At 40.9% G+C, this 15,631-nt stretch carries 13 protein-coding genes and 1 tRNA gene; 7 read left to right on the plus strand and 7 right to left on the minus strand.

What is annotated here, in order from left to right; genetic code table 11:
- Positions 1-5: 5 nt before the first annotated feature.
- The 4 genes from NSE_RS00340 to NSE_RS00355 all read right to left on the minus strand — a co-directional run bounded on the left by NSE_RS00340 (position 6) and on the right by NSE_RS00355 (position 4,575).
- On the minus strand, positions 6-686 hold the full coding sequence (locus tag NSE_RS00340; protein ID WP_041917459.1) for a hypothetical protein: 681 nt from the start codon (positions 684-686) through the stop codon (positions 6-8).
- Positions 687-873: 187 nt separating this feature from the next.
- Entirely contained in the window at positions 874-1,584 is a 711-nt protein-coding gene (locus NSE_RS00345; RefSeq protein ID WP_011451485.1) for a hypothetical protein, read from the minus strand.
- Positions 1,585-2,230: 646 nt separating this feature from the next.
- Complete coding sequence (locus NSE_RS00350) at positions 2,231-2,893, minus strand: hypothetical protein (RefSeq protein WP_011451487.1); 663 nt, start codon at positions 2,891-2,893, stop codon at positions 2,231-2,233.
- Between the two features lie 917 nt (positions 2,894-3,810).
- Positions 3,811-4,575 (minus strand): hypothetical protein, encoded by a 765-nt coding sequence (locus tag NSE_RS00355; protein ID WP_011451490.1) that lies wholly within the window; start codon positions 4,573-4,575, stop codon positions 3,811-3,813.
- Between the two features lie 978 nt (positions 4,576-5,553).
- On the opposite strand from NSE_RS00355, the gene gatB reads away from it, so the two are divergent.
- The 5 genes from gatB to NSE_RS00380 all read left to right on the plus strand — a co-directional run bounded on the left by gatB (position 5,554) and on the right by NSE_RS00380 (position 11,166).
- Entirely contained in the window at positions 5,554-7,020 is a 1,467-nt protein-coding gene (gatB, locus tag NSE_RS00360; protein ID WP_011451491.1) for an Asp-tRNA(Asn)/Glu-tRNA(Gln) amidotransferase subunit GatB, read from the plus strand.
- Entirely contained in the window at positions 7,013-7,447 is a 435-nt protein-coding gene (locus NSE_RS00365) for a nucleoside deaminase (RefSeq protein ID WP_011451492.1), read from the plus strand. Before gatB ends, NSE_RS00365 begins: the two co-directional genes overlap by 8 nt.
- A gap of 1,250 nt (positions 7,448-8,697) precedes the next feature.
- Positions 8,698-9,240 (plus strand): hypothetical protein, encoded by a 543-nt coding sequence (locus NSE_RS00370; protein WP_041917460.1) that lies wholly within the window; start codon positions 8,698-8,700, stop codon positions 9,238-9,240.
- A gap of 421 nt (positions 9,241-9,661) precedes the next feature.
- Entirely contained in the window at positions 9,662-10,192 is a 531-nt protein-coding gene (locus NSE_RS00375) for a hypothetical protein (protein WP_041917461.1), read from the plus strand.
- A 437-nt stretch (positions 10,193-10,629) separates the two neighbouring features.
- Positions 10,630-11,166: a hypothetical protein gene (locus NSE_RS00380; RefSeq protein WP_041917462.1), complete on the plus strand. Its 537-nt coding sequence runs from the start codon at positions 10,630-10,632 to the stop codon at positions 11,164-11,166.
- Between the two features lie 332 nt (positions 11,167-11,498).
- On the opposite strand, the gene fmt is transcribed toward NSE_RS00380, so the two are convergent.
- The 3 genes from fmt to nadE form a co-directional block, all read right to left on the minus strand.
- A complete protein-coding gene (fmt, locus tag NSE_RS00385; RefSeq protein ID WP_011451501.1) occupies positions 11,499-12,422 on the minus strand; it encodes a methionyl-tRNA formyltransferase in 924 nt (307 codons plus the stop codon).
- A gap of 29 nt (positions 12,423-12,451) precedes the next feature.
- Positions 12,452-12,525, minus strand: a tRNA-Ile gene (locus NSE_RS00390).
- Between the two features lie 245 nt (positions 12,526-12,770).
- Positions 12,771-13,577, minus strand: a complete 807-nt coding sequence (gene nadE, locus NSE_RS00395; RefSeq protein WP_011451503.1) for an NAD(+) synthase — start codon at positions 13,575-13,577, stop codon at positions 12,771-12,773.
- A gap of 530 nt (positions 13,578-14,107) precedes the next feature.
- Here nadE and lipB point away from each other — a divergent pair.
- Positions 14,108-14,740, plus strand: a complete 633-nt coding sequence (gene lipB, locus NSE_RS00400; RefSeq protein WP_049821585.1) for a lipoyl(octanoyl) transferase LipB — start codon at positions 14,108-14,110, stop codon at positions 14,738-14,740.
- An 11-nt stretch (positions 14,741-14,751) separates the two neighbouring features.
- On the plus strand, positions 14,752-15,459 hold the full coding sequence (truB, locus tag NSE_RS00405) for a tRNA pseudouridine(55) synthase TruB (protein ID WP_011451507.1): 708 nt from the start codon (positions 14,752-14,754) through the stop codon (positions 15,457-15,459).
- The last annotated feature ends 172 nt before the right edge of the window (positions 15,460-15,631 follow it).

The raw sequence follows: 15,631 nt of genomic DNA on the forward strand, positions 1-15,631 counted from the left end.
CCACCTCATACAAGCCTAGATGAGGTGCTCAAAGATAACGGATCCTCTGTGAGTTGGAGTCCTTCTGTGAGCTCATAAATTCTTTTCCTTCCTTGAGGTTGATTGGATTGTAAATTCTTTCCTGCACCAATGAAATACAAAATAACCCATAGAACAAGTAGGCTAGCAAGAGTGCTAGCGAACAAGGCAGATTCAACCATTGCCAGGGTTTTCATTTTTACAGGGTGTGTTGTCTTATCCAAACAGCCTGCGACTGTAATACAGGCAACCGAGAGTACAGCAGAGATAACAAGTGCCTCTTCTGCTCTTGGTTTAAATGATTTCTCTAAAGCGTATGCTGCCTCATCTACTTTTTTTACTATTGTTCTCTTTTCATAGGTAGGGCACAGTGTGACGTTCTGTTTTTCATTATCGAGTATTTCTTGCACTGCTGCACGAAGCGTCGAGGTTGGTTCTACCAATTGGAAGAGCTTAAATGCACCTATGGAAGCTACCGCAAGTATCGGAGGGAAGAGATAAAGCCAAACACATTGGCCATGCACTATGGTGTTGGTTTTCCAAGGGAATCTTAAAAATATGTGCTCTCCAACCGCGAATGCGGAAACGCATGCCATAACGGAAAACACAGCAATGGTCCTTTTATCCAGTAATCCCTTTTTGAGTAAATCGACATCGCTTTTTTGCATAAGTTGTAAAACCTTTATCGTGGCTTTACTATACTCAAAAAAGCATAACAAAAAGATAATAAACCAAGCTCAACTCAACGAAACCACTACGGAAGGATAAATATCCGTAGTGGTTAAGAAAAAATACGTAGCCCAGTAAAGATTGCCTTTGGGCTAAAAGCGAGTCTGCTTTACTTCTGTACCAATCTCAAGAGAAAAGCAGCAGAGACTCATCTTCTCTCATTGATCCTTCTTCGGTCACGGACACCCCTTGATTACCAGAGAGTAGTTTTGAATCTGGCTGTGGCCCTGGCTGGGCTGCAATGTCACGCGCTGCCCACATCACAGAGGCAGCTCTATCAGTTTTTACTGCTACAAGCGTCAAAGCAAGCAGTGCGGATATAGCAAGAACAAGAGCAAGTACCTCACCCACACGAGAATAAAGATTATTATTACTAACTCCAGCGAATTTAAACATCGCCGGGTATAGTACTACTGCAATGGCTGCCAGTACCGTTGCGACACTAAGCACAACCTTAGCTCCATTCCCTGTTCTAGCTCCGTCTGCCTCTATCAATACATCTTCCAGATCCGGCTTGCTTTGACAGAGGGATTCTACCTTCTTACGGCAAAGATCTGGGTGCATTTTAGATTGAGATGCAAACAAAAGCGTGGCCAAGCACACAAGCAGAGCAGCTGCAGCAAGCATACCACGTGCTACCGCTCCGTCACCTCCGCATATGATGCTCCAGTCTTTTTGATCGAGAAATTGCAAAGCAGTATACGCCACTACGAATATTGCCCAAAGAAGTACGAGCCCTGTATATGCAGCATAAAATCCAACTCCAGCGACGAGCCTGCGTGCTCCGCGTCTTACTGTGTTGCTTCTGGAATGAGAAGTCTCTGAACCGTTACTCATAAAGATAGCTGATGAAAATGTAAATAATTATTTAAATACTAACTATTTTCTTTATCTCATGTCAATAAATTAGCATATTTTCATCATAGATCCTATTCTAATAAAAGTAGATCTTTAAAATAATTATGTGGATGTAATTTTGAGTGAGATAAAGGCAATTTCCGCATCTAGATTGTGATATAGGACACGTTCCTGAGTATTAACAGCATGTAGAGTATGTTCCGGTGGGGTTCTCACTATTAGAGAGTGGTTGTGTATGTATGCTGTATGAGCGTACTTCACTATCTTGCCTGAATTGCGTGTTCTGAGGATTTCTCGTTATCGGATGGTTAAAGTGAGGTAATGGATCTAAAAAACTTATGTGCAAGATTCAAGGTGCTTATTTCTTATTCTAATTACGAAGTATAGGGGCTCGCGGTACGGACTCTATACAACAACACCTGTGCGGGTTATGTAAAGGAGACGACCTACGTATTCTACTGCACTTGTAGTTTGAAAATCTGCACGCCTACCCACCAGATGGTGGAGCCTGATGAGACCTACCAACGTCGTGCCAGGCAAGATACTCTGCCTAGCACCCAAGACAAGACTTTGAAACAGAGACCAAGCGAATGCAATGTACGGCAGCCTATTGAGCCGTATGAAACTACATCCGACGATGCGTGCTAGCTTTAGTAGCTATTTGCTCAAGACGAACGGCATCCACGATCACATCGACCTGCCCTTCTGAAAGGTTAGACAATGCTGTAGCAACCCTGGACTGGTGATGTAGCATTAAAAATCCAACGACGCCAGCGCAAGCTGCGATCACGAGCGATGCTTCTAGGAAGATAAAAAAATTGCATGCCTTTGTCCCACCCGTAGCTCCAAGAAAAACGCCTACTAGCGTGAGCGCAACACAAAAAGAAACTGCGCAAGTAGCAACGAGCTGCAGAGAAGGTTTTTTGATCTCCTTCAGTTCGGTAGCGGCAGAATGCAATTGTTGGTAGCCACCCTGAGCGTAAAGCTCCGACACGCTCTTTGCAATAGCGGTATCCTTTTTGCTAATTGAAGGAAGGCCTCTTAGCGTAAAAATGGAAAAAATAGTTACGCCGATGACGGGAAGCAAAATGGTAGAAAGGGATTCACCGAACGACCTGATCCGCCCATATCGAGGCACTTGTAGAATACAGTACGCTAGAAGGATACAAGTCCACAGAGCAGCTATGGTGATAACAGCCTTTGATGAACTTGGATGTAAAATAGCCCGCCTCAACTTTTGCGCAGAACGAGAAACCGGTTTAAAGACAGTAGATAAAAAACGTCCCATAACGATAAATAAAACACCATGCGTGGTGAAGAAGCTAAGAACAAGTATATGATACTATTATTAAATTTGTCAACTTTTACTTATTATAAGATTACCCTATCCCAGCTGTTTTTTTAGGTTTGTGGTGCTTGCTGTGGAGTAGCTTTCAATATTTTAGGTGTCTTGAAAATTGATTTCCTAAGATTAGATACCATTTACAGTTAGCAACCTTTTAGTGAACTTCATAAAACAGGCTCACGCGAATGCAGCGCAGTAGAATTTAGCTCTCCGGTTCTAGAAATATATGGGCCATCAGCCTTTCTCGGGAGGAGCTACCACGTTCGAATGGCAATGGAGTGGAAGACACGTTCATTCTGCCATGGTACTGTTAAGGGACGCTAGAAAACCTAGTACTGGGAAGTCTTAGTATACTTTAATTAATTTCGGTCTTGATAGTTTTTAGTAATTTCTTTTCAGCAGCGTTGGTTTATCCTTTTTAGAGGAGAATCACTGAGAAGATCCTAGAAACTTTACTAGGTGAGGTAGGTGCTTTAGTGCTATTCCAGCTGTTCTTGTGTGCTGTGAAAGCAAGAAGTGCTGCCCATTTGAAGAATCAAATGTGATGTGGTTAGTCTGGATAGAACAACAGATCACTCGTGTCCGTTTAACCTGAACTTACGTTGCTTATTGGTGTTAACAGTACGAACGATCCTTATTACTTGAACTGCCGGATAAGGAGATGTTTCCAAAGCTTATTAAAGCCAGGGCCAGGGCGTAATAAAAATGTGTTAACTGTGTGTCAGGCGTCGTAGTGTCTTTACCTGACTTGATTAAACCATTTGTCTATACATTAGTGTGCAGATTGACGTATCGGACACTACAACCAATTTCGTGCGCACGGTTTAGGTAAGCGCGAATCAACCAATATAGTAAGGCAGCTATAAACGTCGTCCTTGCACAATGTTTGGCACAGAAGAGGAGTCTTTGACTGTTCTGCATTGCTCTACAATAACACTGCTCCGCAGTGAATGCTCATTTACTTCTCTAGGCAAATAATCAGTGATCAAGGTTAACTTTCTCGGAATATGGTCACTACAGACCATGCACTTGTACGTTTCTTTGCTCTGAGGGCTGGATTCTGTAGGAGCGTATTCTTCCTCAGTAGTGCCACTAAAAAGTGAGTTTCTACTTGAAGTCAATAATCTATTTCCATCTCGAAGGAAATGCTCCATCATGCAAGTGTCGTAACTGCTTTCAATAGTTTGATTGAAGGCCAGAAAGTCGGACAGTTCTGTCTCTGTAAAGTTACCTCCTCGTATACATGAGTCTAGGCTTACATTGTTGGTTAAGTCCATATGTGCATAGTTCCAAGTTAAACCACTAACCAATGACTGATCCGCGTTGTTGGCTGATGATACGTCTGTTTTTGTGCTTGCTTTGTCTGGCAGCTGAATATTGCCTGTTGAATGTTCTTCGATCATCTTATTAAGGTGGTTCAGTTGTATGCTGTACTGTAGGATGCTGAATATTGAGGAGATGATGGAGAGAAGTAAAATGAGTGAATGCTCCACATGAGAACTTTTGTTGCGTAGCAAAATACTTATGATACATCCAATCGAGATAGCAGAGCACACGCACTGCAAGGTAACTAAAGAGATAGACACGCGACTTAAATTGGTGTTCGCTGGGGGATGTGCAAGCATAGCAGTAAAGTTGTCACTGTTCTAAGGATAGGAGAAAGTTGTTCAGTTTTGCTATATTAGCGTGATATCATCATGCTAATGCATACTATATGAGTGTATAGTATACTACAAATCGCGTGTAAGTTGAATAGCATTGCATTCCAAATAGATAGAGTAGAAGAATCAATAGGAAGGTTAAGTAAGATATGGTGGTATGCCGCGTTCTAGATAGTCCTGTTAAAGCTAACGAACCTAAATTGAGAGTTTAATTAATGCATGCTGGGTTTTAGCAGAATCATACTAAAGTCAAACCCTTTTATTTACTCCTATAAGCCTTTGTTTGTTTGACGTAGCATCTTTACGAAGTTTTTATATTTGATCTAGAGTTGTTCTAATGAGGAAGTGTGAATCACCTCAGTGGTTGTTCATTTTTTGCCTTTTGAATTCAGGTATCTGGAATGGAGCGACAGATGTAAGTGGAGCTATTGGCTGTATGAGTAATAGTTGAAATAATTGATTAAAATCTTGCATATTATTGTGCGGCTGTTCAAATTGTTGAGGGTTTAGGGCATAACAGTTGAATATTTTGTTGGTGATTATGTGCTACCTGTAGTTCCCCTCATTTGGTAATACTCAAACAATAGGAACAGAGGTCCATTTGGTCATTCTAACGACGTTTCGAAATTGAGTGTATTTTTTCGGCGTGTTTGCATTGTATGGATAAAAACAATTTTCCTTGTGTTGGTGGATGGGCTATGTTCCTGTAAGTGGTGTACTTGTTTTGTAATCTTCACGTAGAAGTGAAAGCGACACTCCGTATCTGCTGTTATCGGAGAGTTCTCCTTTTCTTTTTGTAATGTTCTTAATGTTGAGCTATTCATGCATCGGAGATTTATTACTGGACGTAATACCTGCATTTTATACATTCATAAGGTGAAAGGGGGTGTACCTTTGGTCGTGGTTTGCATAGAATGATCCACTGGGAGGTCGTTTGAGGTCATGTATTATATAGATGGAAAGACTGCTCGATGGGAGGTTGTTATCGGACTGGAGGTACATGCACAGATTCTCTCCAAAAATAAATTATTCTCCGATGCTCCATGTGATTCTACTAAGGGGCCTAATACGGCAGTGACTCTTTTTGATGCTGCAATGCCAGGAGTCCTGCCAGTTTTGAATTTTAACTGTGTTGAGAAAGCTATTAGAGCTGGTTTAGGTCTTGGAGGGAAGATTAATTTATACTCGGTATTCGAGAGGAAACACTACTTTTATCCAGATCTCCCGCATGGTTACCAGATTACCCAAAATAGCTATCCGATCATAACTGGTGGGTGTGTGCGAATAAGAAATCCTGATAAAGTCATTAGGATAAATCGCATACACATCGAACAGGATGCAGGCAAAAGCATACATAACCTCGCACCTGGCAAAACATATATAGACCTTAATAGGGCCGGAATCCCATTGATGGAGATAGTCTCAGAGCCCGATATATCATCTCCTGCTGAGGCAGTCGCTTATGTGGACAAGTTGAAGCTTATTCTGCAGTATGTTTGTGCTTCGAACGCTAACATGGAAAAAGGTGAGCTTCGCTGTGATGCAAACGTTTCGGTTCGAAGGGGAGGTGAGTCGGGGCTGGGTACAAGATGTGAGATAAAAAATCTCAACTCGACTAAAAGCCTGGCTCAGGCGATAGAACATGAAGCTAAAAGACAAGTAGAAGTTCTTGAAAGTGGTGGCACGATTGTGGTCGAAACAAAACTTTTTGATGTGGACACTCTAAGTACTATTGCCACAAGATCCAAGGAATCTGCAACCGAATACCGTTATTTTGCGGATCCTGACTTGCTTCCTCTTGTTTTGGAGGAAAAGTATGTAGAGGATATTAAGGCTTCGATGCCTGAGTTACCCGACGAGAGAGAAAATAGATATGTGAGAGAGCTTAACTTATCTCCATATGATGCGAACGTGCTTGTTTCGAATGTTAATGCCTCGCGATATTTTGATGCCCTTTTGGAACTTGGTCATCAGCCAAAACTTGCTGCTAGATGGATCACTGTTGAGCTCTTCGGTTTGCTTAACAAGCGTGGTATCAAAATCGTGGAAAGTCCTGTGACTCCAGCTTTGATGGATGAACTTCTGAGACTTGTGCATAGCGCGGAAATATCAGAGCGAACGGCAAAAGAAGTGCTACGAAAAAGCTTTGAAGGTATGGGTTCGCCGAAAGAAATTGTGGAACGCGAGAGCTTACGACAAGTCACGGACGATAAGGTTATTCTCGGGTATGTAAAAGAGGTATTAGATGAAAATCCTACGAAGCTTGGAGAGTATTTCATGGGTAAAGAGAAAATGCTTGCCTTTTTGGTTGGGCAAGTGATTAAGAAAAGCAACGGGAATGCAAGTCCCCATTTGGTAAACAAAGTTTTACTTGAGGAACTCGAAAGGCGTCGCGCACAGAATGGATAAGAAGTTCATGGAGCTAGCAATGAGTGTTGCTCGTCAGTCTGATTGTGAAGTGCCTGTTGGGGCGGTCCTAGTTAGGCAGGGTGCTGTTATTGCCTCATCTGGTAATCGTGTTTTTCGAGATTCTGATCCTACAGCGCATGCCGAAATGTTTGTTATAAGAGAAGCAATCCAAAGGCTGGGTGTAAAGTTTCTTGTGGATTTCGAACTGTATGTAACGTTGGAGCCATGTCCGATGTGTATGTATGCGATGTCTTTAAGCAGGGTCGGTACACTTTGTTTTGCCGCGTATGACGAAAAACGTGGTGCCATTTCAAATGGCTGTCTTGGTACGGGAACTTATTTTCATGTACCAATAATATATGAAGGCCTTATGGAGGATGAAGCTAAGGAGCTTTTATCCAGTTTTTTTCGTATTTTAAGAAATTAAATACTGAGTGGAAACATTTAGCTTTTTCTATAATCTGCAATGTGCGCCGCATAGCGCTAGCAAATAAGTTAGAGTAAAGCGTGTAGCTACTCTATGTCGAACCCAATAATAAGTTCCTTTTTGAGGTAAAATTCTACTCACCATTAATCAAGTTCTTATAATGCGTTTTCTGAACTTTACCCAGAAGCGCATAATTTACTTGGATATTTATCCTTTTTTCTTGTCCTTATGGAGACGGACAAAAGAAATGAATCGCACAGTAGAACGTGCCCGAGCAATATGCTAATCCATGTTAGCTTGGATAAGGCCACTTTGTTGCAGTTGATTAAATCACCTAACCTTGAATAGTAAGGCCAACTCTATTTATTTCACTGTTGGCATGTATTGTCAAAAATAAGCCTAGACCACTTTATACCGTTTAGATGCAACCTTTTACCAACGTGCATTTTGATGCGTTGTTATTGAGGTAAATTGCTTATTATATTTCACATCATAATAAAGGAGATATTCATGTTTTGCCATGCTAGTTAAGAATGTATCTAATGAGGTTGTAGTTAAATCAGTTGTCTGTCTTTTGCCATATTTCAATTTCTGACTCGTTTTTGTCTCTATTGACGTTGCTGTAAGGAGAAGTTTTTTGCCTGATAGGTGTGCCATACACGTTGTTCTGCTTATCTCTGGTACTTTGTCATAAGGCACGTTTTGCTGTTCTCTGTAGTATACGCATTAAGGTAGAGGAAGGGATAACAGGCAAAAGACGTATACTATGCATTTGTTGCTGGCCTTTTCATTGTATTTTATTGATTTTAAATAGGTGGTTATTGTTTTCGGTAAGATTTGAGAGGTTGATCTTATCTGTTTACGGGTCTCCAGTAAGTTATTCTATCTGATTAGCGACGTTCACCGTTATTTTGAAAGAGAAGGATGTATTGGTTAATCTCTCTACCGGTTTATCACAGCTGTTCCATTCAATATAGATCAGTTTCTCAGTATCTAATTCATTGGATTATTGTTTCAACCGATGTGGATGTGTTTGTTTTAACGGTCCAACTTATAGTAATTGGAATCTGTTTTGTGTTGGTAGATTGGAAGAACTCTTCAATAAAGTAATCTATTTTATGTTATTACTTAATTTAGTATTGCATTTAATCGTGTATTTCTTTACAGTTATCAGAGAGCGTCGCTGCGGGTTAGATGACCGGTTCATCTTTCGTATTGTGCTTTCATTGTAACCTTTGTTTTTTATAACTATGTCCAAAAGAACATTGAAGAGTAGGTGTGATGGTATAATGCGTGTTATACCATGGGTTGCTATATTTGCAACTTATTTGCTTTTAAGGGCACATTTCAAATTCAATAGTATGAAGATTATGATGTGTCTTGTTGTGCCCATTATAGTGTTGATTCCTATTACGATTTGTTGGATAACGCGTTCAGGTGCGAGTTATGCGCAAGATAAAAAGGATGCTAATACAAGTGGAGATACGCTGCTTAGAGTGGGTCTATGGGCTAGAGGTGCATTAGTATTTTTTCTGGCTCTGGCAGCCCTTTTTATTACTGGGTCCGTGGTCCTTGCATATTTTACGGATAGTACTGAAGGGAAGCTTAAGGCTGCACTTCTGACTGGCGAAGCGGTGTGCACAGTCATTTGCGCTGTGTTGCTATGTATGGCGTTCTCTAGTCTCTGTGTTCAGGCTGCTTGCACATGTGCTGGACCTGATTCTAGCCTTTCCTCACAGGATTTGCCACAATTAGCAGCTGGGAGGGCTGTCTCCGTAAGCGGCGCAGCATAACATCTAAATCACAGATATTAAACTTGGTACTATATTAGATTACGGCAAATAAGACACAGTGTACCACGATGTTTGCTGTATCTAAGGCATGAATATTTGTTTTTCATTACAAAAGTCAAGAAGTACTATGGTGAAAGTGGAATCAAAGTCTTCTACTGTTTTTCTATAGTGATTCTGCTACAGGTTGCTTTTTTTCAGTTTATTCTACTTTAAAGTTAAAGAGGGTGTAGATTATGTTACTGGATTGGAAGAAATCTTCAATAAAGTAATCTATTTTACGTTATTATTTTATTTAGTGTTGCATTTAATCGTATATTTTTTTACAATTATTAAGGAACGTAGCCATGGGTTAGATGACCATTTGTACTGGCGGTTCATCTTCCATGTCGTGCTTTCGTTATAATCTTTATTTTTTATAAGTATGTCCGGAAGAACATTGCAGCAAAGGTGTGCCGTTTTTATGTATTTCTCAGCATGGGCTAGTGTGCTTACAACTTATTTGCTTTTAAGGATACATTACAAGTTCAATAGTACGAAGATTGCGGCGTGTCTTGTTCTACCCATTATGGTGTTCCTTCCTCTTACGCTTGGTTGGATAATGCAGTCGGGGGAGGCTTATGTGCAAGGTAAAAAGGATGCTGGTACAAGTCCAAATGACATGCGTGGAATGCATCTGTGTGCTAAAGGCGGGTTTTCAATACTTCTGGTTATGACAGCCCTTAATGTTATTGCGTGCGTATTCCTTGCATATTTTACGGATGTTACTGAAGGGAAGCTTCATGTTGGACTTCTGGTTGCCGAAGCTGTGTACGCACTCACTTGCACTGTATTGGTGGGTCTGATGTTCTTTACTCTCGCTATTGATAATGCTTGTGCAAAGGCTGGACCTGATTGCAGCTTTTCCGAGAGCGGGATTCAAGAGGTGATAACTGGGGAGAGATTTGCTACATAGGTAGCGTAGCGTCACATCTAAATCACAAGTGCTAAACTTGGTACTATATTAAATATCAAGGTAAATAAGACACAGTCTACCAGGATATTTGCCGTATCTAGGGCATGAGTATTTGTTTTTCATTACAAAAGTCAAGAAGTACTATGGTGAAAGTGGAATCAAAGTCTTCTACTGTTTTTCTATAGTGATTCTGCTACAGGTTGCTTTTTTTCAGCCTATTCTGATCTAAAGTTAAAGAGGGTGTAGATTGTGTCACCAGATTGGAAGAACTCTTCAATAAAGTAATCTATTTTACGTCATTACTCAATTTAGTGTTGCATTTAATCGTATATTTTTTTACAATTATTAAGGAACGTAGCCATGGGTTAGATGACCATTTGTACTGGCGGTTCATCTTCCGTATTGTGCTTTCATTGTAATCTTTGTTTTTTATAACTATGCTCGGAAGAACGTTGAAGCAAAAGTGTGCTGTTGGTCTGTATGTTGTACCATGGCTTGCTATCTTTGCAACTCATTTGCTTTTAAGGCTACATTTCAGGGTCAGTAGTCTGAAGATTATGCTATGTCTTATTCTGCCTATTGTGATGATGCTTCCTGCTATGGTTAAGCAGCTATCACGCTGTGGGGAGGGTTATCTGGAAGATAAGGGTAATGGTGGTGAAACTGAATTTGTTAGAGTTAAGCAGCGTGCTGACTTCATGGTAGGCCTTTCTTATAAAGTAGCAGTCTTTAGCGTTATTGCGTGCATATTGCTTGCATATTTTACGGATAATGCCATAGACAAAGGTGATAATATGCTTGTGGCTGCCGAAGTGCTGTGTGCAGCCATTTGCTTTGCATCGCTGTGTGTGCTGTTTTTCTGGCTTTCTGTTCAAAATATTTGTACTTGGAGGAGTGTCACACCTGACGTTGGCCTTTCCCCGCACGATGTTCAAAAATGTACTGGTTCAAGGCAGTCTCAGCAGGTGGCGTAGCTTCACATCTAGATCACAAATATTAGGCTCAGTATGATATTGAGGGTGAGTTCTGTCCTTCAACTGGCTGAGAAACGTAGTAAAAGATGGTTATTGGTGCTGTAGGATACTGTGCCTGAAGTTTTACTTTGAATCTAATATGCGCCAATGCTTGGAGTTGCTCCGGTTGTGTATCGGTGGAATTTAGTGATTTTCCAAGTAGTCTGAGCGGGTGTTTCTCTTTTACTATTTTTTGTGGTGGTTTATAGCTGCGTGTTGCGAGCGTTGTCGTGAAAAAGCCGTTTCCATCCGGTGTGAAGACAAGGGGTTCTGCTGCTAGGTAGTGGGTTAAGTTAATAGTTTTCTTTATAATCTATAAAAACATGCGAGTCAGCATGGGTCCCATATTTACTCTGTATTCCGTTGAGGAAATCTTCTGTGGACATTTCCCTTTTATTCTCTGGTTTCACCGTTTTTATGGTTGCACATCCATCCTTAAATTGAAGAAGGATCTTTTTAGAGTCTTTTTTGACACCCACATCAGCAGATGGTGAATCCGCGGTCTTGCAAACTTCTACTATCTTTATGTGCTTGCCAAATAACTCGATTGAAACAGCACCAAAAACTCTTAGCTTTCTTAAAAATGATGCTATCCCTTCAGAGAAATCAATGCTTACTGAATTAGGAAGTTTCTTTGAATAGGTAGCTTGTTCTTCAGCTTGTGGTACAGGGCTGATTGTGTTCAAAGTTTCCAATACGCCATGAAGCATTGAGGCACCGAGATTCGCGAGTCGATCGTGTAAAATTGAATATGTCTCGGTTCCATCAAGAGGAATAGCCTTTTGTATGTATATCGCTCCAGCATCTAGTTCAGGTGTGACGCGTATTATAGACACGCCTGCCTCTTTATCTCCCTTCAAGATTGTATATTGAATTGGCGACGGACCACGCCATCTAGGTAAAAGAGATGGGTGAATATTAAGAGGTACCAACTTTGGATGTGATAGTAATTTAGCTGGTATGATAAGACCATAAGAGACAACAACAATTACGTCACAAGGAGGAAGTTCCTCTCCTTTTAGAGAAAAAGGTGTTTTTACAGAAAGGCCATACTCCAAAGATGTCGAATGTACTTGCGTCATCGAAGTTAAGAGGCCGCGGCCCTTAGGTTTTGGAGGTTTGGTATAGACCTCTAAGACCTCGAATTGCGGGTCTGCTATGAGTTTCAAAAGCGTTGGAACCGCAAACGCGGATGATCCCATAAAAAGTATTTTCACTGAGCTCGAAGCAAATTAGAACCATCCAGTAGGGCTAACTGGACTTGAACCAGCGACCTCTCCGTTATAAGCGGAGTGCTCTAACCGACTGAGCTATAGCCCCGGAGACTGAGATTTTATCAAGAATCTTTAAACATTACAATTTTGTAGATTTTATATGGCTTTTTCTTTTCAGGAGAAGGGGTCGGTAGTTGAGGAAATTTTTGCAAGGCAACTTCATGCTTAGGGAGGAAAGAAGGTACGTTGCCTTGCAGCATATAATACAACATCAATGCTTAGTTGATGTTATAGAATAGAAATTAAAGAATAGTTGAAGTATATGCTCAATTTAAGCAAGAATCTAGGACTCTAATTAATCTCAAGTAGTTCAGGCCCAATAGGTAAGTATCTTCTCTTGTATTGAGCTTTTTTAACCCGTTCAACGACCATTGAGACTATTCGTTCATCTATACTTAAAATTGTTAAATCTTGTTTACATGAGATGGCGGTTAAAATTTGGTCGAGTATTTCATACTCTGGAAGTTCGTCACAATCTCTCTGGTTGTACTTTAACTCAGCGGTTGGAGCTTTTCTTAATACCGATTCTGGGATAATACTTATCTTCTGTAGCATACTGCTTTCTGGTATATTGCCATTACGCCATTGTGCAAGTTTGTAAACCTGGGTTTTTAAAAATGGTGAAATAGGTGCATATCCGCCGCATGAATCGCCATAGAGGGTAAAGTAACCTGTAAGGATCTCAGACCTGTTGCTGGTCGAAAGCACCATGCTCTTGGTTTTATTTGAAAGTCCCATCAAGGTGACAGCGCGTATACGTGATTGCAAGTTCTGTTCTGTGATATCCTGTTCTTCCCATGTTACGCAGTGTGAAAAAACCTCTTTGAATGACTGAAGCAGTCCATCTATGCGGATCACTGTGTGAGCCACGCCCAACCTATGAGCGATCTCTAGTGCATCATCGAGACTATCGGTGCTTGTATAGGGAGAAGGCATCATCACGGTTCGCACGCGACTATTACCAAATGCATCAGTCGCGATTGCTGCAACTAAGGCCGAGTCTATTCCTCCAGAAAGTCCAACGATTACATCTAGCATGTCTGTGTTTTTTAAGTACTTTCTCAGTTCATGGAGCACAGATAAATAGTATTTTTCCAATTTAGGGTGATGTTTTTATACGTAAGCATTACAGATAACCTTTACTTTGTGCGAGGTAAAGAGATCATACGTTTGCATTCACCGGAAAACCTTGGGTAGATTCATGATTTTATACTCATCTGGGTCTACAAGGTAGTCTCCAATTGGAATTCTGTGCCGTATTTCCACTATGTGAACAAAGCATTCGTTGATGAAGCGTGGCACTTTAATAGAGTGTTTGTAAACTTGCGGTTTACATTTAGGAATCTTTCTATTTTGCGAGAGAGATATTTCAGCTCTTATACTCAACTTTAAGAGAAAGTTTGTTTTCGCGATAGGCGTCTGTTAGAATTTCCAGCCTGCGTTAATTTGTCGGATTCAAAAAGTTTTACAAAGTTATACTTCAAGCGTATTAGCTGCGAAAGTTGTTGCAGTAGGTTCCGAATATCAAACGTATTTTGACTTTCGATCTCGTAAAAACAGCGAGCTCTGTACAATGTTGATATCATGAATTTGTATAATGACCTCAAGCGGGTCTGTGTCAATGGGTTATGATGGAATGGAAAATTGATAAAGACTGTGTTGATTACCAAATGTCACTCATGTTTATGCAAGAGCGGGTGAAGCAGGTTATTAACGGTTCAGGCGATGAATTGGTGTGGATGTTGCAATATGAGGCGCTCTATACGGGTGGCACGAGTGCAGATCCACAGGATCTACTCAATTCAGATCTTTTCCCAGTTTTCAACGTGGGCAGAGGTGGTAAGTACACTTATCATGGTCCTGGGCAACGTGTTATCTATCCAATACTTAATCTAAGAAGCCGTAATATATGTGATCTCCATAAATATATTTATTTGTTGGAAGAAGTAGTAATTGTCACGCTCGATAATTTTGGGATTAATGGCTGTAGAAAAGAGGGGCATATTGGGGTCTGGGTTGGAACGGGATGTCAGCCACCAAAAAAAATTGCGGCAATTGGTGTAAGAGTGAGTAAGTGGGTAAGTTATCATGGCATTGCTGTTAATTTGTATCCAGATCTGAGCCACTATGATGCGATAATTCCCTGCGGAATTAAGAATTTTGGTGTAACTTCTGCAAAGGAAATGGGTATAGAAATAAGGAGCTTTAATGCATTTGATAGATACTTCAAAAAATCATTTGTGAAAATCTTTGGCGAATGAGTTAGGGTGGTATGACGTTGGATGTGAAATTAGATAGCATAGAAGGTTGGCTTAGCTTGGATAAAGAAAGCGGAATCTCCTCGTTTGGTGCATTGAAACTTTTAAAGCGTAAGTTTGGTGTAAAGAAGGCGGGTTATGTAGGAACATTAGACCCTATTGCAACGGGAGTCCTGGTTATTGCTCTTGGCAGGACAACAAAGCTTATCCCGCAGTTTGATGATTCTTTCAAAGAATACGAATTCGCAATTGAATGGGGTGCGGAAACAGATACACTAGATTCGGAGGGTGCAGTGCTTCGAAATGGTGGGCTCATACCAAGTACAAGTGCAATTCTTGGGGTTTTACCGTCATTTCTTGGTGAGCAGTTACAAGTGCCACCTAAGTTTTCGGCCATCCACGTAAACGGCCATAGGGCCTATTCACTCGCCCGAGCTGGTATAGAGTTTAACATGCAACCTAGAAGGGTCGTTATACACAGTATCGAATGCATGAATCATTCAGCTGGACAATCAACCTTAAAAGTATCATGTAGTAAAGGAACTTATGTCAGGGCGCTCGCTCGGGACATCGCACGCAAGCTGGAGTCATTAGCATTTGTAAGCAAAATACGCAGAACAAGATCAGGCATATTCAACGTTACCAGTGGAAACAAGCTTTCAGAAATTACAAAGGAGCATATAGTCCCACCAAGTGTGCCACTTTGCAGGCCTAAAGGCTAATCACCCCTGCCTACATCAGATGCCCGTGAAACCGACTCTACTGATTCGTTCCTGGAAGTTCCACGTAGGACGAGTGTGATTGCAGCCGCCATAAAAATGGCCAAGCAGCAAAAAGCACAAAACAGAAGGAGCTTACCGGTATCCATGTATTCCCCACTATCGAACCATCATA

The sequence above is a fragment of the Neorickettsia sennetsu str. Miyayama genome (assembly GCF_000013165.1).
Lineage (GTDB): Bacteria > Pseudomonadota > Alphaproteobacteria > Rickettsiales > Anaplasmataceae > Neorickettsia > Neorickettsia sennetsu.

Excerpts from the sequence above, each read along its gene's own strand:
- NSE_RS00350 (WP_011451487.1), bottom strand. The coding sequence starts at position 2,893 with ATGGGACGTTTTTTATCTACTGTCTTTAAACCGGTTTCTCGTTCTGCG.
- NSE_RS00355 (WP_011451490.1), bottom strand. The coding sequence starts at position 4,575 with ATGCTTGCACATCCCCCAGCGAACACCAATTTAAGTCGCGTGTCTATC.
- lipB (WP_049821585.1), top strand. The coding sequence starts at position 14,108 with ATGATGGAATGGAAAATTGATAAAGACTGTGTTGATTACCAAATGTCA.
- gatB (WP_011451491.1), top strand. The coding sequence starts at position 5,554 with ATGTATTATATAGATGGAAAGACTGCTCGATGGGAGGTTGTTATCGGA.
- NSE_RS00380 (WP_041917462.1), top strand. The coding sequence starts at position 10,630 with ATGCTCGGAAGAACGTTGAAGCAAAAGTGTGCTGTTGGTCTGTATGTT.
- truB (WP_011451507.1), top strand. The coding sequence starts at position 14,752 with ATGACGTTGGATGTGAAATTAGATAGCATAGAAGGTTGGCTTAGCTTG.
- NSE_RS00365 (WP_011451492.1), top strand. The coding sequence starts at position 7,013 with ATGGATAAGAAGTTCATGGAGCTAGCAATGAGTGTTGCTCGTCAGTCT.
- NSE_RS00370 (WP_041917460.1), top strand. The coding sequence starts at position 8,698 with ATGTCCAAAAGAACATTGAAGAGTAGGTGTGATGGTATAATGCGTGTT.
- NSE_RS00375 (WP_041917461.1), top strand. The coding sequence starts at position 9,662 with ATGTCCGGAAGAACATTGCAGCAAAGGTGTGCCGTTTTTATGTATTTC.
- NSE_RS00345 (WP_011451485.1), bottom strand. The coding sequence starts at position 1,584 with ATGAGTAACGGTTCAGAGACTTCTCATTCCAGAAGCAACACAGTAAGA.
- NSE_RS00340 (WP_041917459.1), bottom strand. The coding sequence starts at position 686 with ATGCAAAAAAGCGATGTCGATTTACTCAAAAAGGGATTACTGGATAAA.